The organism is Nocardia sp. NPDC046473 (assembly GCF_040645995.1).
GTDB lineage: Bacteria > Actinomycetota > Actinomycetes > Mycobacteriales > Mycobacteriaceae > Nocardia.
The window spans coordinates 662370-681081 of record NZ_JBEYZJ010000004.1 but is presented as its reverse complement, the minus strand read 5'-3'; the positions used below and the strand labels follow the sequence as shown (position 1 = coordinate 681081).

The following is an 18712-nucleotide window of genomic DNA, read 5'->3' as shown; positions in this document are numbered from 1 at the left end:
TCAGCACTGGGCCGCCTTGGCGGACAACACCGACCGGTCGGTGTCACGACCGGGCAATTCGCCAGTAGCGGACTAGTGATGCGAGAAATTTACCTGTGTCACACACAGCATTGCCGCTGCGTGTAGCACGATTTTTGCATGACTCCCGCCTCGCCGCCACGCTCGGCGCGATCCGCCGCGTCCAGACCGGTCGGTATGAACGGGCGGGCCGCCAGCAATGGCAAGGTCGCGCCCCCAGGGCTATTCGAGGGTTATCGACCGGGCCGCTACGCCGACGCCTTCGACGAGATGTTCGACGGCACGGGCCGGGTGCGGCAGCCGTACAAGGGGCTGTTCGCCGCGCTCGCGCCGATCGACGTGTCCGACCTCGCGGCCCGCGCGGCCGCGCTGGACCGCGCTTTCATCGATCAAGGCATCACCTTCTCGCTGTCCGGACAGGAACGGCCGTTCCCGCTGGACCTGGTGCCCCGGGTGATCGCGGCCGCGGAGTGGGCCAAGCTCGAGCGCGGCATCAAGCAGCGGGTGGTCGCGCTGGAGCTTTTCCTCGCCGATGTGTACGGCGAGCAGAACATTCTGCGCGACGAGGTGATCCCGAAACGCCTGGTCACCTCGTGTCAGCACTTCCATCGCGAGGCCGCGGGACTGGTGCCGCCGAACGGGGTGCGGATTCATGTGGCGGGCATCGACCTCATTCGTGACGAGCGCGGTGACTTCCGGGTGCTCGAGGACAACCTGCGTTCGCCGTCAGGTGTGTCGTATGTGATGGAGAACCGGCGCACGATGGCGCGGGTCTTTCCCGATCTGTTCTCCTCGCACCGGGTTCGGGCCGTCGGCGACTACCCGAGTCACCTGCTCGCGGCGCTGCGCGCGTCGGCTGCGCCGAACGAGGCCGATCCAACGGTGGTGGTGCTGACGCCCGGTGTGTACAACTCGGCATACTTCGAGCATTCGCTGTTGGCCAGGCAGATGGGCGTGGAACTGGTCGAGGGGCGTGATCTGTTCTGCCGGGACAACGTTGTTTACATGCGGACTACGGCGGGTGAGCGTCAAGTCGACGTGATCTATCGCCGGATCGACGACACCTTCCTCGATCCCATGCATTTCCGGCCGGATTCGGTGCTCGGCGTCGCGGGGCTGCTGAATGCGGCGCGGGCGGGCAATGTCGTCATCTCCAGCGCGGTCGGCAACGGCGTCGGCGACGACAAGCTGATCTACGCCTACGTGCCGACGATCATCGAGTACTACCTCAACGAGAAGCCGGTGCTGCCGAACGTCGACACCTACCGCTGCTGGCTGGACGACGAGCGCGACGAGGTGCTCGATCGGATCGCCGAGTTGGTGGTGAAGCCGGTGGAGGGTTCCGGCGGATACGGCATTGTCATCGGGCCGGATGCGTCGCCGCGGGAGTTGGAGGCGTCGCGACGGCGGATCAAGGCGGATCCGCGCGGATGGGTCGCGCAGCCGGTGGTGCAGTTGTCGACGGTGCCGACGAAGGTCGGAAACGAGTTGGTGCCGCGGCATGTCGATCTGCGGCCGTTCGCGGTCAATGACGGTGACGAGGTCTGGGTGTTGCCCGGTGGGCTGACCCGGGTCGCGTTGCCGGAGGGTTCGCTGGTGGTCAATTCCAGCCAGGGTGGCGGGAGTAAGGACACCTGGGTGTTGTCCGGGCGGGATTCACTGGCCGATCGGGAATTGGCGGGCGCGGAGTTGGTCGGTGAACCGCCGCAATCGGATTCGCGTGAAGTAGGCCGGGATTTGACGGCGTCGCAGGCGAATCAGCAACAGCAGCAACAGCAGCAGGAGCAACGGCAGTCGCAAAGCAGCCGGCTATCGGAGCAACGGCACTCGCCGGGCGAGGAGCAACGGCAGTCGCAGAGTGGGCGACTATCGGGCCGACAGCGCCAATCGCAAGGCGGGCAAACCCAACAGCAGCGGCAAGGGGGGTGACGCGCTGATGCTGGCCCGCAACGCGGAATCCCTGTACTGGATCGGACGTTACGTCGAGCGTGCCGACGACACCGCGCGCATTCTCGATGTCGCGGTGCATCAACTGCTCGAGGACGCGACCGTCGATCCCGACCGTACTTCGCGAGTCCTGTTGCGGGTGCTCGGCATCGAACCTCCGGAGGGCACGCTGGATGTCTGGTCGGTCACCGACCTCGTCGCCTTCAGCCACGACGGTGGCTCGATCATCGATTCGATCGCCAATGCCCGTGAAAATGCCAGGGGCGCAAGGGAAGTAACCTCCAGCGAGATGTGGGAATGCTTGAACGCCACCTACATCGGACTGGCGGTCGCGGAGAAAGCGGCGCGCAGTCTCGGGCCGCACGAGTTCTTCCACTACGTGCAGGATCGCGCGGCGATGTTCGCCGGACTGTCCGACTCCACGCTCAGTCGCGACGACGGCTACCGGTTCCTATTGCTCGGCCGCTCCATTGAACGCGTGGATATGACTGTGCGCCTACTACTTTCGCGCGCCGGTGACCGCACCTCCTCGCCCGCCTGGGTGACCGTGCTTCGGTCGGCCGGTGCGCACGACACCTACCTGCGCACTCACCGTGGCGCCCTCGACGCCAACCTGGTTGCCGAATTCATCCTGCTCGACCGGCTTTTCCCGCGTTCGGTGTTCCACTCGGTGCGGGTGGCCGAAACCTGCTTGGCCGAACTGGATCAGCGGCCGAGCAGCCGGGTCGGGGCCAGGCACGAGGCGCAACGCCTGCTGGGCCGTGCGCGCAGCGAGCTCGAATTCCTTCCGCCCGGTGTGCTGTTGGAGGACCTGCAGAACCGGCTGATGTCGTTGCAGAAGACGTGCCGCGAGGTGAGCGAGGCGATCGCGCTGCAGTACTTCCACGCCGCGCCCTGGGTGGCGTGGACCGATCTGCACAGCAAACGGGACGGTCACGTGCAGGTGGAGGGGGAAGTATGAGTTGGCGAATCCGGGTGGTGCACACCACCGGTTATGTCTACGACGCGCCGGTGACGCGGTCGTTCAATGAGGCTCGGCTCACGCCGCGCGCGGACAGCAGGCAGAACGTGATCCTCAATCGCGTCGAGACCGAGCCGTCCACCCGCTCCTACCGCTACACCGACTACTGGGGCACCGCGGTCACCGCGTTCGACTTGCACGCTCCGCATACCGAATTGGAGGTCACCGGCTCGTCGGTGGTGGAGACCGAGCCGTTCGCCGGTCCGGCCGAGGAGCTGGACTGGGATCAGTTGCGCACGGATCGGATTGCCGACCGCTTCGACGAAATGCTCGCGCCCACTGCGTATGTGCCGAGCGATCGCAAGTTGGCCGGCATCGCCAAGCAACTGTCCAAGGGGCTGCCGCCGGCGAAAGCCGTTGTCCGCGCGGCCGAATGGGTGCACCGGGAGATGACCTATCTCGCGGGCACCACCTCGGTGCATACCTCGGCGGTGCAGGCGTTCGCCGAGCGGCAGGGTGTCTGCCAGGATTACGCGCACCTGACGCTGGTGCTGTTGCGCAGCATGGGCATTCCCAGCCGATACGTCTCGGGCTACCTGCATCCGAATCCGGCCGCCGAGATCGGCGTGACGGTAGCCGGCCAGTCGCATGCCTGGGTGGAGGCGTGGACCGGCATGTGGTGGGGCTACGACCCGACCAACAACATCGCCATCAACGAGCAACACATTTCGGTCGGTGTCGGCCGGGATTACGCGGATGTGCCGCCGTTGAAAGGCATATTCTCCGGAGGTGGCTCCACGGATCTCGAGGTCGTTGTAGAGATCACCCGACTCGCGTAGCGTCCGTAAGACGACCCGTTGATCTTGAACGGCACTGTTTTCTCAGCGGTACCACGGCTGGCAATGCTTCTTTGTCTCCGAACGCGGAAGGTGGACAGATGTCAACGGCTCAAGAATTCGTCGAAGAGGTTGCCGAGTACGGCCCTATTCCCGACACCAAAAAGTGGGGTGCTGAGGCGCTCGGTACATTTGTGCTGGTGATGGGTGGCGTCGGTACCGCGGTGCTGGCGGGGGAGCGGGTCGGGGCGTTGGGGGTGGCGTTGGCCTTCGGGCTCACGCTGCTTTTCCTGGTCTACGCGATCGGGCCGATTTCCGGATGTCACGTGAATCCTGCGGTGACGGTGGGACATTTGCTGCTCGGCCGGATCAGTGTGGTTACTGCGGTCGGGTATTGGATCGCGCAATTGATCGGCGGGTTTCTGGCCGGGCTCGTTTTGTTCGCGCTCGCGAAGAATCTGCCGTCCTATGACCGCGAGGTCAACGGGCTGGGCGCGAATGGCTGGGGACATCACAGTCCGTCGGCGCAAAAGGGTCCGCTGGGCGAGGTCGTGCTGCAGAACGGATACGGGATGGCCGCAATGATCATCATCGAGGTCATGCTGACCGCGCTGCTGGTCTTCGTGGTGCTCGCCTCGACCGATCAGCTGTCCGATGTGCCGCTGGCCGGTCTGTCGATCGGTGTCACGCTGGCGGTCATCCACCTGATCTCGATCCCGGTGGACAACACCTCGGTCAACCCGGCCCGCAGCCTCGCCGTCGCGCCCTATCAGGACGGTGCGATGGGGCAGGTCTGGGCCTTCGTGGTGTTCCCGCTGATCGGCGGTGCGCTCGGCGCACTGGTGTACGGCCTGCTGTTCGGCCGTTCGCGCAACCTGCTCTCGTGAGTTTAGCCAATGGGCCCGCCGACTGTCGGTGGGCCCGTTGCTATTTCGCCGTGTGTGCAACCGCAGGCCGTATTCGACTCAGTGCCAAGCATATTCGGCGCACAGTCGGTGGGCGACGAGGTCGAATGTCTTGCGCGCCAAGATGGCTCCCTCGCGGCGGATGCCGTCCTCCGGCACGTCCAGCACCCGGTCGAGGCGGACCCAGCTCGGTCTGCCCTCGGGATCCCAACTGCCGCTGCCGATGCCGACCCAGTTCGGGTCGTGCGCCCGATCCGCTTTCGACGACAGCATCAAACCGAGCAGCGTCCGGCGATCCCGGCCGACGACCAGCACCGGCCGGTCCTTGCCATTGCTCGGATCCTCTTCGAACGGCACCCAGGTCCACACGATCTCGCCGGGATCGGCCCGCCCGTCCAGCTGCGGCGAGTACACGATCTGGCGGGCGCGCTCGGCCGTCGGCACCGGGGTGGACGCGGTCGGCCGCACCTTCACCGCGGGCGTCCGTCGCGCGGCCAGCGATCCGACCAGCCGCTCCACCAGCTTCGGTCCCTGCTGTCTGACGATCTTGGGACCCTGCTCCTTCGCGATCAGTCCGAGCTGCTTGCCGAGGGAGTTCCAACTTCGGGCCATATTCGCAATATAACGGCGCACCGCCGTCTTCTCATCCGCGCCGCGACCACCCCGCGCCAACTACAAATTTGCTGATCTGGGCTTGCTACGGACCATCAGCGGGCCAGATCCGGCTAAGGCCCTCGCTAGCAGGGATGAAGCCGACCAATGTATGAAGTCCGAGTCATAGCAGCGTGGCATCAAGTGTGTGGGCGCCCACTGTTCCCGGCCGGGAAACGTCGCCCGCGACACCCGCCTCGCGCGCTCGAGCACACCGCTGGCGGAAGCTTCGCACTGCTCATGGGACGATAGACGGCAGTTTGCCAATACCCATGAGGAGTGGAGTGCCCGCCAGCTTCGCCGACACGACGTTCACCGATCCGTCTCGGATCCGGAACTTTTGCATCATCGCGCACATCGATCACGGGAAGTCGACGCTGGCCGATCGGATGCTGCAACTGACCGGTGTGGTCGAGGAGCGGGCGATGCGCGCCCAATACCTGGACCGGATGGACATCGAGCGCGAGCGCGGCATCACCATCAAGGCGCAGAACGTGCGGCTGCCGTGGCAGGTCGACGGCACGGACTACGTGCTGCACCTGATCGATACGCCGGGCCACGTCGACTTCACCTACGAGGTGTCGCGCGCACTGGAAGCCTGCGAGGGCGCGGTGCTGCTGGTCGACGCGGCGCAGGGCATCGAGGCGCAGACGCTGGCCAACCTGTACCTGGCGCTGGACAAGGATCTGACGATCATCCCGGTGCTCAACAAGATCGACCTGCCCGCCGCCGATCCGGACCGCTACGCGGCCGAGATCGCGCACATCATCGGCTGCGAACCCGACGACGTGCTGCGGGTGTCGGGCAAGACCGGTGTCGGTGTGACCGAACTGCTCGACGAGGTCATCAAGACGGTGCCCGCGCCCGTCGGTGATTCCGACGCGCCCGCCCGCGCGATGATCTTCGACTCGGTCTACGACACCTATCGCGGCGTGGTCACCTATGTCCGCGTGGTGGACGGCAAGCTCACGCCGCGCGAGAAGATCAAGATGATGTCCACCGGCGCCACGCACGAGATGCTGGAGATCGGCATCGTCTCGCCGGAGCCCAAGCCGACCCAGGGGCTCGGCGTCGGCGAGGTGGGGTACCTGATCACCGGCGTGAAGGACGTGCGCCAGTCGAAGGTCGGTGACACGGTGACCGCCGCGCGCAACGGTGCCACCGAACCGCTCGTCGGCTACCGCGAGCCGCGCCCGATGGTCTACTCGGGTCTGTATCCGGTCGACGGTTCCGACTATCCGGACCTGCGCGACGCGCTGGAGAAGCTCCAGCTCAACGACGCTGCGCTCACCTACGAGCCGGAAACCTCCGTGGCACTTGGCTTCGGGTTCCGTTGCGGCTTCCTCGGCCTGCTGCACATGGAGATCACCCGCGAGCGGCTGCAGCGCGAGTTCGATCTGGACCTGATCTCCACCGCACCCAACGTGGTCTACACCGTAGAGATGGAAGACGGCAGCAAGCACGTCGTCACCAACCCGTCGTACTGGCCGGAGGGCAAGGTCCGGCACGTCTACGAACCGATGGTGAAGTGCACCGTCATCTCGCCGAGCGAGTTCATCGGCTCGATCATGGAGCTGTGCCAGAGTCGCCGCGGCGAACTCGGCGGCATGGACTACCTGTCCGAGACCCGCGTCGAGCTGCGCTACACCATGCCGATGGCGGAGATCATCTTCGACTTCTTCGACTCGCTGAAGTCACGCACCCGCGGCTACGCCAGCCTCGACTACGAGGAGACGGGCGTGCAGGACGCGGCGCTGGTCAAGGTCGACATCCTGCTGCAGGGTGAAGCGGTGGACGCGTTCAGCGCGATCGTGCACAAGGACGCCGCCCAGGCCTACGGCAACAAGATGACCACCAAGCTGCGCGAACTCATCCCGCGCCAGCAGTTCGAGGTGCCCATCCAGGCCGCCATCGGCTCGAAAATCATTGCCCGCGAGAACATCCGCGCCATCCGCAAGGACGTGCTCGCCAAGTGCTACGGCGGCGACATCAGCCGCAAGCGCAAGCTGCTGGAAAAGCAGAAGGAAGGCAAGAAGCGGATGAAGACGATCGGCCGCGTCGAGGTCCCGCAGGAAGCCTTCGTGGCCGCGCTGTCCTCGGACGCCGCGTCGGACAAGCCGAAGGGTAAGTAGTAACGGCGCTGGTCGACCATACGCGGGAAGCCGGCGCGATAATGCTTTCATAGGGCACCACGCATGAGGCAGGATTCCCTGTCATGGGGAGTGCAACCGAGGAGGCGGAAATGGCTATGCTGCCGCATTATGGTGGGCTGCCGCACCACGGCGGGTACGCTCCCGACGGTTTGACCGTGGCTGATGTCAGGGCGGGTTATGACCCGGGGTTCCGATACGAGCTCGAGGATGGGGTGGCCGTGATGATGGCGTCGGCGTCGATGTGGCACAACCGTGTGCTGCGACGGCTCACCGTTGCGATGGAGGCGCTCTGCCCGGTAGATCTCTCGGTCGAGATGGAGCAGTCGATCGAGCTCGCAGACGACTTCGCCCCGATCCCTGACATTCTGGTCATCGAGTCAGCAGCAGCGAATCCCGCCGAGAACGTGCTTCCGAAGGAAGCTGTCCGCCTCGCCGTGGAGATCGTCTCGCCGGGAACTCGCCGTAAAGATCGCTGGATCCGACCGATGGACTACGCAGCGGCCGGAATACCGAACTACTGGCGGATAGAGTCCGAGAACTTCGAGCCGGTCGTGTACGCCTTCCAGTTGGACGAGGCCACAAAACTCTACGAGCCGTCCACCCCGACACCGATGCATAACGGGTGGTTGCGTACGTCGGTCCCGTTCGATATGGACATAGAGCTCACCGGATTGGGCCGCTGACCTCTGCCGCTGACTGCGGAACCATCGCGATTCGGACCTGGAGGCGGACTCCGCCGAGCGGGCTGGGGGCGAGTTCGGCTGTGCCGGAGTGGAGTTCGGCTTGTTGGCGGACCAAGGCGAGGCCTAGGCCGGAGCCGGGGGAGCCGGGGCCTTTGACGAAGCGGTCGAAGGCTTTGGGGCACAAGGTGTCCGGGATTCCGGTGCCGTCGTCGTCGATGAGGATCTCCACGGTGTTGTTCGCGGTGGGGTGGGCGGTGATGGTGACGGTTTCGGCGTGACCGTGTTGGACGGCGTTCGCTACCGCGTTGGTGACTATCAGCATCAGGCCGCCGGGGGTGCCGGTGATCGTGACCGGCTCGCATTCGGTGAGGGTGATGTGGACGTCGGGGTGGCGGCGTTGGGCGTCTTGGGCTGCGCGGTCGAGGGTTTCGCAGAGGTCGAAGGGTTCGAAGAGGTCGGGCTTGGTGAGTTCGCCGACGGCGAGTCGTTCGAGGTCGGTGAGGGTGTTCTCGATTTGTTGTTCGGCGAAGAGGACTTCGGTGAGGATGTTGCCGCGCTGTTCGGCGGGAATCTCCTTGGTGGCCAACACTTGTAGGTCGGTGCGCAGCGCGGTGAGGGGAGTGCGCAGTTCGTGGGCGCAGACGGCGGCGAAATCGCGGGCGCTGGTGAGTGCATGGTTGGTGGCGCGGTGGGCGGCTTCGAGGCGGGCGAGCATGCGGGTGATGGCGTCGGAAAGTTCTTCCGCCTCCCTGGCGCCCTGGCCGGACAGTGGTGGGAGTTCCTCGAGGGTGTCGATGCCGTGGGTTGCGGTGGCCAGCCTGCGCAGCGGGCGGGCGGCGTAACCGGCCAGGAACCAGCCGAGCAACGCGGCGGTCAGCGCACCGGCGACGCCGATGCCGAGGCCGATCAGCTGGCTGCGGTGGATCGCCGAGGCGACGACATCACGGTTGGGGTCCAGCGAAACGAGCACGCCGGGTAGACCGTCGACGCGGGTGATCGCCACGTCGGGTGGCAGGTCGGCCCGCTGGGGAGCGGGAGCGGTGCCTTTCTCCGGGGTGCCGGTCGCCGCGTAAGGCGCTTCGGTCGCATAACCGGGGGCCGCAGGCGGCGGTGGCGCCGCGGCCATCGGTGGCCCGGGCGACGCGGGCACGGCATCCTGCGGCAGGGCCGGAATCCGGTCCGCCGGAATATTTTTCAGCGGCGGTGCCACCCGAACCGCCATCGATGAGACCGTATCGTCCAACTGCCGCTCACTGGTCGCGTTCAGCAACGCGGCGAAGGTGATGGTCAGGGTGAGCGCGACCAGCGCCGCGACCACACCGGAGACCACCGCCACCCGAGTACGCAGCGAGGGTGAGCGTTTCACGGCTGCTCCCGTAAGACGAAGCCGACACCGCGCACCGTGTGCACCACCCGCGGCGCGCCGGGCGCCTCCAGCTTGCGCCGCAGATACGAGACGAACACATCCACCACATTGGTGTCGGTGGCGAAGTCGTAACCCCATACGGTGGAAAGGATTTGCTCCCGGCCGAGCACGATGCCCGGGTTGTCGGCGAGCATGGCGAGTACCTCGAATTCTCGTTTGGTCAAATCCACCGAGGTGCCCGCGGCCAGCACCCGGTGCCCGGCCAGGTCGATCTGCACCTGACCGATCCGCACCTGCGTGTCCGGTCGTTCGGTGGTGACCCGGCGGCGTAGCAGTGCGCGCAACCGGGCGACCAGCTCGCCGAGGTCGAAGGGCTTGGTGAGGTAGTCGTCGGCCCCACGTTCGAGGCAGGCGATGCGGTCGGTCACGGCGCTGCGCGCGCTCAGCACACAGATCGGGATGTCGTTCCCCATCGCACGCAACGCCGTGACCACGCCTTCACCGTCCAGCGTCGGCATATTCACGTCCAACACCATGGCGTCGGGTGTCGCGCTACGCACCATCGCCAGCGCCTCGGCGCCGTCGGCCGCGGTGACCACCTCGAAATCGGAGAGTTCCAACCCGCGTCGTAGCGACGCGAGCACACGAACCTCGTCGTCCACGACCAAGATCCGGTGTCCGGTCATGGATCAACATTAGTCCCGGCCGGTCAGCGAACGCTGGCGACGACGCACCCCGGCTCGGCCGGGTAGGCGGGTACCGCGTCGGCCGGGACGCCGGGCACGGTGTCGAGCGGGGTTGCGGGCACGGCACCCGGCGGCAGGTCACGCTGGATGGTCGCCCACGGCCCGTCTTCGCCCGCACCATGCGTGATCACCACCGACCCGTCCGGACCGATCTGCGGGCAGACGATGGGTTCGCCGGGGACCGGATCGATCGCGATGCGCGGACCCGGCTGCGTCGGCGCGGGCAGACCGGGCTGCGTCGGCGCGTCCAGACGAGGCTGCGTCGGCGCGGGCGGCGGCCCCGGCTGGGCCGCGGCGGCGCCCGCCATGCTCGCGACCAGGGCGGCGGTGAGCGCGGTCCCGCTGAGCACGGCCGCGATGCGGCGTCCGCTGAGTGCAGTCATGAGGGGTGACTCCTTCAGATCGATGCTGTCGGCCCGACTGGCCCGATGAAATCGACGGTAGGCAAACGATCTTCACCACTTGTTGAGCAATCGTTAGAGAACTCTTAGGGTCTCGTCGGCCTGCACGCGACGTCGCGGAGCACCGACAGAATCTGACCTGGTCATGGTGCATATTGGGGGGCCGTGTCCGGTTGGGTAACCCACTAGAAATAGGGCTTTCGTTCTGGTTTTCGGGATGGCAAGGTTGTGTTGCTCGCCACCTGTGGAGTCTCTACAGTCCTGGAGAATGTGACAGTCGGGTTTTCCCGAAATAGTGTTAGGTGATCTTCACTCGGCCTGGCCGGTCTGTGAGGATGGTTGCTGGAAACCCGAGATGGAGCTTTCATGACGCGTGACCTGCCCTTCGATGACGAGACCACCGAGGCAGCTGAGCGCACGGGTGACACCGCCTATCGAGTGGCCACGGGTGTCGCGCGGGTCGCTCGGGCCGGCGCCTACGTCACCGGCGGCGCACTGGTGGCCGCGAACGGCGGCGGCGTCCCGGCTCACCCCAACTCGTCGCACGCGGACAGCAGGAACGCGGGTTGGGCACACAACACCGACCCCGACTCCGACATCCCCTCGCCGGTGATCACCTTCCCGGACCTGGTCGTGGAACCGGCACCGCTGACTCCGCCGCACGCGAGCAACTCGACGGTTGCGCACCCCAACCCAGGCTTCGGACTGCCCGGCGGCGACCACGGCGGTGCGAATCTGCCGTTGCCGACGCTCAACGGCGACTACAGCGGCACCGATGCGGGCTTCGCGCTGCCGGGCACCGACGGCGGCCAGTCCGGCATGGGACTGCCCAGCGTTCCCGGCGGTGGGTCCGGCCAACACGGCATGGAACTGCCAGGGACATCGAACCAGCCGGGCTTCGGACTGCCGGGCACCTCCGACGCGACCGGCCAGCCCGGCATGGGCCTGCCGGGAACACCCAACGGCATCGGCCTGCCCGGCACGGACGCCGGTGCGTCCAACGGTCTGCAACTGCCGGGCACCGACGGCGGCGTCTCGAATGATCTCGACCTGCCCGGCGGCCACGGCTTCGGCCTGCCCGGCCACGGACTCGGTCAGGCCGGACACGGTTTCGGCCTGCCGGGCACGAACGGCTTCGTCGCGCCCGGTTCCGGCGCCTTCGACCTGCCCGGCTCGCACGCGGCCTCGACCGCCGGCGGTCCGTTCGACGGTGTCGGCGACGGCGGCGGTGATCCACTCGGCGTCTTCGTCGGCACGCAGTGGTCGGTGGACTTCGGCATCGGCCCGCAGGGCGTCTACTTCAACTCCGAGATGAAGGTGGACGTCGGCGTCGGCCATGTGGGCGACCAGCTCGACCAGTTCACCGATTTCCTCGGCAGCGGCCTCGGTCACGTGCCCGACGGCACCGGACGCTCGGTGACCGATCCGGCCATGAACGGGCACAGTCATCACAGCCACCCCGGCGTTGTCGGCGGTCTCACCACTCCCGGCTCCAACTCGTCGACGGCACCGGCGCCCACCGCGCAGCCGGTGGTACAGCCGCTCGCCGCGCCCGCGCCGGTCATGTCCGCCGCGGTCGCACCCGTGGCCGCCGCGGCGCCTGTTGTCGCCGTCGCGCCCGTGGCGAGTGCCGCGCAGCCGGTCGCGGCCACCCCGCTGCAGACAACGATCCAGCCGGACGCCGCGAGCACGCCGATCGCGAATGTGTTCACCGCGCCGGAGGGGCCGTCGGTGCTCACTGTGCCCGCGGCCGCCACGCCCGTGATCTTCGATCACGCCCGCCCGACGCCGGTACTGAAGCCGACGACTCCGGTGACCGACACGACCAAGCACTCGGACGGCTCGATCACCACCCCGAACACGCCGACCACCATCACCAAGACCGTCCCGGTCCCGGTGGTGCCGACCGACGTCGCCACCCCGAGCGTCCCGAAGACGCCGGACATCACGACGAAGGTGCCCGGCGTGAGCACCCCGTCGACGGGCCACGGCGGCATCAGCACCGGACCGGACGTGCCGACCACCAAGGTTCCGCCGACCACCGGCAGCCAGCCGACGCACGCGCCGACCACCTCCCCGGACGATGACGGCGTCACCACGCCGGGCACCGGTACTGGTACCGGCCCGAGCACCGGCAACGGCACGTCCGGTGGCGTGACCACTCAGCCGACCGTGCCGACCAAGGACGTGCCGACCGGGACCCAGCCGGATCCGACCGTGCCCACCCGTGACATCCCGACCGCGGATGTGCCGACCCACGATGTCCCGATCCCGACGCACGACGTCCCGGTGCCGACCCACGACGTGCCGACCTACCAGCCTCCCGCCCCGACCCAGGCGCCGGTGCCGACCTACAAGCCACCGACGACGATCGACCCCAAGCCGCACGCGATCGCGGATCCGATCAGCAGCGCACACATGGTCGATTCGACGATGGTCCCGATCCAGGACCACGCTTTCTACGCCGACCACTCGACCCTCGCGCTCGCCTCGGGCGGCGGCCTTTCCGGTGCGTTGATGCCGGAATCGACGATGGCCGAGACCCACCACATGGTGCCGGGCGGCTTGGACATAGCGTTGATGTAATCGGAGCCTGTTGTGTGGTCAAGGGGTGCAGGGGGCGTCCATGTCGATCGATAGCAAACACATGTAAGGAGGCAGGTTGTCTGCCGCAGCCGGGCTGAAGGCCGCGACGGTGAAACATCCGGACGCGATGGCGCCGCTGATCCGGATTCTGGACGAACTGCGGGAGATGACCCGATTCGCGGGCCGCGACGATCTGGGCAGTCGCCTGAGCATGGTCCGGGCCAGGGTCAGCGATCCCCGGGTTCGCCTCGTTGTCGTCGGTGAGCCGAAGAACGGCATGAGCACGCTGGTCAACAGTCTGGTCGGCGCGTCGGTCAGCGCCACCGACAGCGACCTGAGCGTGCCCGTCATCGTCGAGTACGGACCGGAACCGACTGCGACACTGGTCCGTTCGGTCGACGGCCGCACCGAGCGGCAGTCCGTGGACCCGCTCGATCCCGGGCCTGCCATCTCCGGCTTCGGCGTGATCCGGGCCGAGTTCACCCAGCCGAGTTCGTTGCTGGCCGACGGGGTCGTGGTGATGGACGCGCCGGGTGCGCGGGGAGCCGACAACACCACCTGGTCGATGGTCGCCGCTGCCGACGCCGTCCTCTACGTCACCAACGCGGCCACCGAGCTCACCGTCGATCAGATCGCCTACCTGCAGCGCATCCAGCAGATCTGCCCGACCGTCATCTGCGTGCTGAACAAGATCGACCAGTTCTCCCACTGGTCGCACACCCAGCAGCGCAACCGGGAACTGCTCGACGCGGCCGGGCTCGGCTTCGCGGTGGCGCCCGTGTCCGCGGAACTGCACCGGCAGGCCGGGCTGTCCGGCAACTATCAGCGCGACATCGAATCCGGTGTGCCGCAACTGATCGACCACCTGCGCGACTATGTGGTCGCCCGCGCGGACAGTGTCGCGTTGGAAGCGGCGGTGCAGGATATTCGCCTGGTCGGCGATCATCTCGCGTTGACGTTGCGCAATGAGGTGGAGTCGCTGCGCGATCCGCGACGCCGCGACGAGATCACCGATCAGCTGGTCCGGGCGCGGGACGGGGCCGATCAGCTGCGTCAGCGCACGGCGAACTGGCAGGTCACCCTGGTCGACGGCAGCACAGAGCTGATGGCCGATATCGAACACGACCTGCGGCATCGGCTGCGCAACCTCGTGCGCGACGCCGAGGCCGAGATCGTCAAGACCGATCCGGCGCGCCGCTGGAAGGAATTCGGCACCGACCTCGACGCCAGGATCTGCGAGGCGGTCGAGGAGAACTTCGTGATGGCGCACTATCGCTCGGTCGAACTGTCCGAGCAGGTGGCCTCGAAGTTCTTGGCGGACAACCGCGCCGCGCCGCTGCCGGATCTGCGCCTGGACAACCCCGGCGAGGTTCTCGAACCGGTGCAGCCGCTCGAACCGTTGGAGAGCGCGAAAGCCGGTGTGACCCAACAGTTCCTGTCCGGTCTGCGCGGTTCCTACGGCGGCGTCCTGATGGTCGGTCTTGCCACCAGCCTGCTCGGCATGTCGCTGGTCAACTGGTATTCGGCCGGTGCGGGTGTGCTGCTCGGTGTGAACGCGCTGTGGGATGACCGCAAGAACCGCAAGGCCCGCCGTCGCGCCGAGGCGAAGGTCGCGGTGGCGCGGCTGATGGACGACGTCATCTTCCAGGTGAGCAAGGAATCGCGAAATCGGTTGCGCGCCATGCAGCGGGTGTTGCGCGATCACTTCACCGAGATCGCCACCGACGTCGCCAAGCAGGCCGACGAGGCGCTGCGCCTGGCCGAGGCGGCCTACGAGAAGTACGGCGACCGCAGCGGCGACCGGATCACCGACGTCGACGCGCAGCTCGGCAAACTGCGCGGCCTGCGCGAACAGGCCGACAGTCTGACCGTCTGACGAACAACCCTGCTACCCAGGGTTGTTCGCGGGGGAGTGGGCGGGTTGGAAGCCGCCCGCGTTCCGGTAGTCCTCGGCCCTGATCACGTGGGTGACCGCGTTGATCAGCGCCAGGTGGGTGAAGGCCTGCGGGAAGTTGCCGAGGTGGCGGCCGCTGCGCGGGTCGATCTCCTCGGCGTAGAGGCGCAGCGGGCTGGCGAAGCCGAGCAGTCGCTCGCACAGGTGCCTGGCCCGCTGCAGCTCGCCGATCTCGACCAGCGCGGACACCAACCAGAACGAGCAGATGGTGAAAGCGCCTTCGGCGCCGGTCAATCCGTCGTCGGTGGTCTCGGTGCGGTAGCGCAGCACCAGGCCGTTCTCGGTGAGCCGGTCCGCGATGGACAGCACGGTGGCCCGGATCCGGTGGTCCTCCGGCGGCAGGAAGCGGGTCAGTACCGCCAAAAGCAGTGAGGCGTCGAGGGTGTCGCCGCCGTAGGTCTGGGTGAGGACGCCGTTGGCGTTCACCCCGTGTTCGAGGATGTCGGCCTTGATCTCGTCGGCGATGGTGTACCACTCGGTGGCGTGCTCCAGTTGGCCGTGCATCTCGGCCAGCTTCGCGCCGCGGTCGAGCGCGACCCAGCACATCACCTTGGACGACGTGAAGTGCTGTGGCTCACCGCGTACCTCCCAGATGCCGCGGTCGGGCTCGTGCCAGTGCGCGATGGCCGCGTGCACCTGACGTTCCAGCAACGGCCACAACGTTTCCGGCACCTGCTGGCGCGACTTCACGTGCAGGTACACCGCATCGAGCATGGTGCCCCAGATGTCGTGCTGGTCCTGGTTGTAGGCGGCGTTGCCGATGCGCACGGGCTTGGATCGTTCGTAGCCGCTGAGGTGGTCGAGATCCTGTTCGGTGATCTGGCGTTCGCCGCCGATGCCGTAAAGTACTTGCAGCGGAACGGCATCGCCGTTTTCTCCGGTGGTGGCGTCGCGCAGGAAGGCGAAGAAGTCGTCGGCCTCGCGGTTGAGTCCGAGCGTGTACAGGCCCCACAGCGCGAAGCTGGAATCGCGCACCCAGGTGTAGCGATAGTCCCAATTGCGTTGACCGCCAGGAGTTTCCGGGAGCGAAGTGGTGGCAGCGGCGAGTAGTGCGCCGGTCGGGGCGTAGGTGAGGCCCTTGAGTGTCAGCGCGCTGCGCTGTAAGTAGTTGCGCCACGGGTGATCCGGGAAGTTGCCCTGGGTGATCCACTGGCGCCAGCTCTCGGTGGTCTGCCACATCTTCTGCGCCGCATCGGCGTAGGTCTTGGGTGCGGGCAATTCCGACCAGGTCAGCGCGATGAACTTCTCGTCGCCCTCCTGCATTCTGGTGCGCGCGCGGGCCTCTCGGCCCTCCAGCCCGAGCCGCAGGTCGGTGGTCAGCACCAAGCTCGGCCCCGCGCTCGGGTCGTCGGTGCGGACCGCGGTCGCTTCCTCGTAGACCTTGCCGGTGTACTCCCAGCGGCTCACCGCGCGGTGATAATCGAAGGAGGGCTCGCAGCTCATCTCCAGCTCGACGGTGCCGTTCACACACTTCACCGTGCGCAGCAGCATGTGCTCGGCATCCCAATCCATCGGGGTGCGACGGTGCGTCTTGGAACGCTGATCGTTGTTGTGCCATGGACCGAGCACCAGCGCGTCGCGGACGATCAGCCAGCCGGTCTCGGTCTGCCAGGTGGTCTCCAGGATCATCCCGCCCGGCAGGTAGCGGCGCGCGCTCGGCACGTTGACGCCGTACGGGCCGAGCCGGAAGTGGCCCGCGCTACGGTCCAGCATCGCGCCGAAAACGCTCGCGGAGTCCGGGCGGGGCACGCACATCCATTCGACCGATCCGTTGCTGGCGATCAGGCAGCTGGTCTCGCAGTCGGACAGGAAGGCGTAGTCGTCGATCGGCGGGAAGGCGCCGTGCCGCTTGGCTTCGGTCAGGTGGCTGAGCACCGGCAGGTCGTACGGCTCGTCGACGGTGAGATCGTCGGAGGACTCAGAAGACGCCATCCTCACATCTTCGGGCCCAGCGGAGCCCTAAGTCCACTGTGTCTGTTGTCGCGCCCGCGGCCCGGCGCGTCCGTGACCGGATATTCACCTTGCCGACCTCTCAGGTGGACGCACTAGGCTGGGCTGGTGCATCAGATCGCAGGTTGGTGGGACAGCTTCGAGCTGTGGGTCGCGGGACTCCCGTTCATCCCGCAGTTCCTCGTCGTGCTGGTAGGCATGGTCCCGGTCAGCTTCGCCATCGCCTACCTACTCGACCGGACGCTGCGCGCCCTGCTGCGGGTACTCGACCGCAGACACGGCGTCGAGGAGGCGCTACCCACCGTGCCCGACACCGTGCCCGCCGACCTCACCACCGGCGAAACCCGCCCGACCGTGCAGAGCGGCGCCCACTGATGCCCCGTTCGCGCGTTCAGCTGGCTTTGATCGCCCTGCTCGTCCTGGTCGTCGTCGCCTGGCTCATCACTCGCTAGTTCTCCCCGGCCCGCCAGTCGTTGAACCGCTTGCCGATCTTGGAGACGGTCTCGCCGACCTCCTGGCCGACCGTGTTGACCGCGGAGCCGACGTCGCGGCCGAGGTTGCGGACGGTGCGGATGAGCGGGTCCTCGGACTGGTCGAAGTTGTTGCGGTAGGTGCGGGCGGCTTCCTTGATCTCCTCGGTGATGCTGGCGTTCTTGTCCTGGTCGCGCCGCGGGTAGTCACCGGCCAGGACGCGGTCGTACTCACCGCTCTGGATCCAGCGGCGCAGCTCGGCGGCGCGCAGCACGGAGAACGGGTGGCTCTGCAATTCCAGGTTGAGCAGTTTCAGCACACCGTCGCGCAGATCGCCGGAGCGTTCGTAGTCGTCGGCCTGGGCCAGGAACGCGCCGTGGTTCATTTCCTTGATCCAGGTGCCGCCCGCGGTCTTCATGTGCACCCGCACCGAGACGTCGACGTCCTGTGAGCACAGCAGCCCGGCCCGGTCGCCGGACAGTTCGGATTTGCGGCTCCATTCCATCAGCGCGGCGACGATCGCGCGTAAAGCCCAGCCGCCCACCGGCATCCAGCCGATGCTGGCGGAGATCCGCAGCAAATGCATGAGCATGGTGCGGTACACCGCGTGCCCGGACAGCGCGTGGCCGAGCTCGTGACCGACGACGAAACGCAACTCCTCGGTGTCCATCAGGTCGATCAAGCCGGTGGTCAGCACGATGAACGGCTGGTCCATGCCGATGGTGAGGGCATTCACGCGCGGGCTCTGCAGCACGAAAATCTCCGGCGTGGTGCGCGCGTCGAGCACCGCGACGCAGTCTTCGCGCAAGTGATGCAGCGAACGGAACTGTCGTTCATCGACTCGAACGGCTGTCGCGAGGTACAGAAGTCGATGCTGGCGTTCTTGCAGCAAACCGGACAAAGTGCGCAGTATCGCGTCGAATCCGGACAGCGTTCGCAGCGCCACCAACGCGGTGCGGTCGGCGGGGTGTTCCCACGCGCGAGTGCTGATGCCGGGAAACCTCGTACGTACGCGATCCGGGCTGTTAGTCATGGGATGAAACCCCCGTCTTCCTGGAACTCTGTGATTCGAACTCGGGCCGTG

General features: G+C 66.8%; 15 protein-coding genes. 9 read left to right on the top strand and 6 right to left on the bottom strand.

Annotated elements, in window-relative coordinates:
• Nucleotides 1-195 precede the first annotated feature (195 nt).
• The 4 genes from ABZ942_RS17275 (at nt 196) to ABZ942_RS17260 (ending at nt 4649) form a co-directional block, all read left to right on the top strand.
• A complete protein-coding gene (locus ABZ942_RS17275; RefSeq protein WP_357383210.1) occupies nt 196-1947 on the top strand; it encodes a circularly permuted type 2 ATP-grasp protein in 1752 nt (583 codons plus the stop codon).
• A gap of 7 nt (nt 1948-1954) precedes the next feature.
• Nucleotides 1955-2926 (top strand): alpha-E domain-containing protein, encoded by a 972-nt coding sequence (locus ABZ942_RS17270; RefSeq protein WP_357383208.1) that lies wholly within the window; start codon nt 1955-1957, stop codon nt 2924-2926.
• Nucleotides 2923-3765 carry a transglutaminase family protein gene (locus ABZ942_RS17265; protein ID WP_357382936.1) on the top strand — a complete coding sequence of 281 codons (843 nt, stop codon included), beginning with the start codon at nt 2923-2925 and terminating at the stop codon, nt 3763-3765. Before ABZ942_RS17270 ends, ABZ942_RS17265 begins: the two co-directional genes overlap by 4 nt.
• Before the next feature lie 98 nt (nt 3766-3863).
• Nucleotides 3864-4649 (top strand): aquaporin, encoded by a 786-nt coding sequence (locus ABZ942_RS17260; RefSeq protein WP_357382934.1) that lies wholly within the window; start codon nt 3864-3866, stop codon nt 4647-4649.
• Nucleotides 4650-4727: 78 nt separating this feature from the next.
• Here ABZ942_RS17260 and ABZ942_RS17255 read toward each other — a convergent pair whose 3' ends face one another.
• On the bottom strand, nt 4728-5279 hold the full coding sequence (locus ABZ942_RS17255) for a type II toxin-antitoxin system PemK/MazF family toxin (protein WP_357382932.1): 552 nt from the start codon (nt 5277-5279) through the stop codon (nt 4728-4730).
• Between the two features lie 311 nt (nt 5280-5590).
• Between ABZ942_RS17255 and lepA the strand changes: the two genes are divergently transcribed.
• Entirely contained in the window at nt 5591-7450 is a 1860-nt protein-coding gene (gene lepA, locus ABZ942_RS17250) for a translation elongation factor 4 (protein WP_357382930.1), read from the top strand.
• A 110-nt stretch (nt 7451-7560) separates the two neighbouring features.
• Nucleotides 7561-8154, top strand: coding sequence for a Uma2 family endonuclease (locus tag ABZ942_RS17245; RefSeq protein WP_357382928.1), 594 nt, complete (start codon nt 7561-7563; stop codon nt 8152-8154).
• Here ABZ942_RS17245 and ABZ942_RS17240 read toward each other — a convergent pair.
• Genes ABZ942_RS17240 through ABZ942_RS17230 form a run of 3 tightly spaced genes read right to left on the bottom strand, consistent with a single transcriptional unit; the run spans nt 8135 to nt 10649 of the window.
• Nucleotides 8135-9520, bottom strand: a complete 1386-nt coding sequence (locus ABZ942_RS17240) for a HAMP domain-containing sensor histidine kinase (RefSeq protein WP_357382926.1) — start codon at nt 9518-9520, stop codon at nt 8135-8137. The two genes, ABZ942_RS17245 and ABZ942_RS17240, sit on opposite strands and share 20 nt — an antisense overlap.
• Nucleotides 9517-10206 carry a response regulator transcription factor gene (locus ABZ942_RS17235; protein WP_357382924.1) on the bottom strand — a complete coding sequence of 230 codons (690 nt, stop codon included), beginning with the start codon at nt 10204-10206 and terminating at the stop codon, nt 9517-9519. Before ABZ942_RS17235 ends, ABZ942_RS17240 begins: the two co-directional genes overlap by 4 nt.
• 23 nt (nt 10207-10229) lie before the next feature.
• The gene (locus tag ABZ942_RS17230) at nt 10230-10649 is read right to left on the bottom strand and encodes a hypothetical protein (RefSeq protein WP_357382922.1); all 420 of its coding nucleotides are present in this window, start codon (nt 10647-10649) and stop codon (nt 10230-10232) included.
• Between the two features lie 384 nt (nt 10650-11033).
• Between ABZ942_RS17230 and ABZ942_RS17225 the strand changes: the two genes are divergently transcribed.
• Nucleotides 11034-13253 carry a hypothetical protein gene (locus ABZ942_RS17225; RefSeq protein WP_357382920.1) on the top strand — a complete coding sequence of 740 codons (2220 nt, stop codon included), beginning with the start codon at nt 11034-11036 and terminating at the stop codon, nt 13251-13253.
• A gap of 76 nt (nt 13254-13329) precedes the next feature.
• Nucleotides 13330-15129: a dynamin family protein gene (locus ABZ942_RS17220; protein ID WP_357382918.1), complete on the top strand. Its 1800-nt coding sequence runs from the start codon at nt 13330-13332 to the stop codon at nt 15127-15129.
• A 12-nt stretch (nt 15130-15141) separates the two neighbouring features.
• On the opposite strand, the gene ABZ942_RS17215 is transcribed toward ABZ942_RS17220, so the two are convergent.
• Nucleotides 15142-17139: a glycoside hydrolase family 15 protein gene (locus tag ABZ942_RS17215; protein ID WP_357382917.1), complete on the bottom strand. Its 1998-nt coding sequence runs from the start codon at nt 17137-17139 to the stop codon at nt 15142-15144.
• Nucleotides 17140-17265: 126 nt separating this feature from the next.
• Between ABZ942_RS17215 and ABZ942_RS17210 the strand changes: the two genes are divergently transcribed.
• Nucleotides 17266-17532, top strand: a complete 267-nt coding sequence (locus tag ABZ942_RS17210) for a hypothetical protein (protein WP_357382915.1) — start codon at nt 17266-17268, stop codon at nt 17530-17532.
• A gap of 73 nt (nt 17533-17605) precedes the next feature.
• On the opposite strand, the gene ABZ942_RS17205 is transcribed toward ABZ942_RS17210, so the two are convergent.
• Entirely contained in the window at nt 17606-18661 is a 1056-nt protein-coding gene (locus tag ABZ942_RS17205) for a M48 family metallopeptidase (RefSeq protein WP_357382913.1), read from the bottom strand.
• Nucleotides 18662-18712 lie beyond the last annotated feature (51 nt).

Coding starts and splice junctions, on each gene's coding strand:
- ABZ942_RS17260 (WP_357382934.1), top strand. CDS start 3,864: ATGTCAACGGCTCAAGAATTCGTCGAAGAGGTTGCCGAGTACGGCCCT.
- ABZ942_RS17215 (WP_357382917.1), bottom strand. CDS start 17,139: ATGGCGTCTTCTGAGTCCTCCGACGATCTCACCGTCGACGAGCCGTAC.
- ABZ942_RS17230 (WP_357382922.1), bottom strand. CDS start 10,649: ATGACTGCACTCAGCGGACGCCGCATCGCGGCCGTGCTCAGCGGGACC.
- lepA (WP_357382930.1), top strand. CDS start 5,591: ATGAGGAGTGGAGTGCCCGCCAGCTTCGCCGACACGACGTTCACCGAT.
- ABZ942_RS17235 (WP_357382924.1), bottom strand. CDS start 10,206: ATGACCGGACACCGGATCTTGGTCGTGGACGACGAGGTTCGTGTGCTC.
- ABZ942_RS17205 (WP_357382913.1), bottom strand. CDS start 18,661: ATGACTAACAGCCCGGATCGCGTACGTACGAGGTTTCCCGGCATCAGC.
- ABZ942_RS17225 (WP_357382920.1), top strand. CDS start 11,034: ATGACGCGTGACCTGCCCTTCGATGACGAGACCACCGAGGCAGCTGAG.
- ABZ942_RS17245 (WP_357382928.1), top strand. CDS start 7,561: ATGGCTATGCTGCCGCATTATGGTGGGCTGCCGCACCACGGCGGGTAC.
- ABZ942_RS17265 (WP_357382936.1), top strand. CDS start 2,923: ATGAGTTGGCGAATCCGGGTGGTGCACACCACCGGTTATGTCTACGAC.
- ABZ942_RS17270 (WP_357383208.1), top strand. CDS start 1,955: ATGCTGGCCCGCAACGCGGAATCCCTGTACTGGATCGGACGTTACGTC.
- ABZ942_RS17275 (WP_357383210.1), top strand. CDS start 196: ATGAACGGGCGGGCCGCCAGCAATGGCAAGGTCGCGCCCCCAGGGCTA.
- ABZ942_RS17255 (WP_357382932.1), bottom strand. CDS start 5,279: ATGGCCCGAAGTTGGAACTCCCTCGGCAAGCAGCTCGGACTGATCGCG.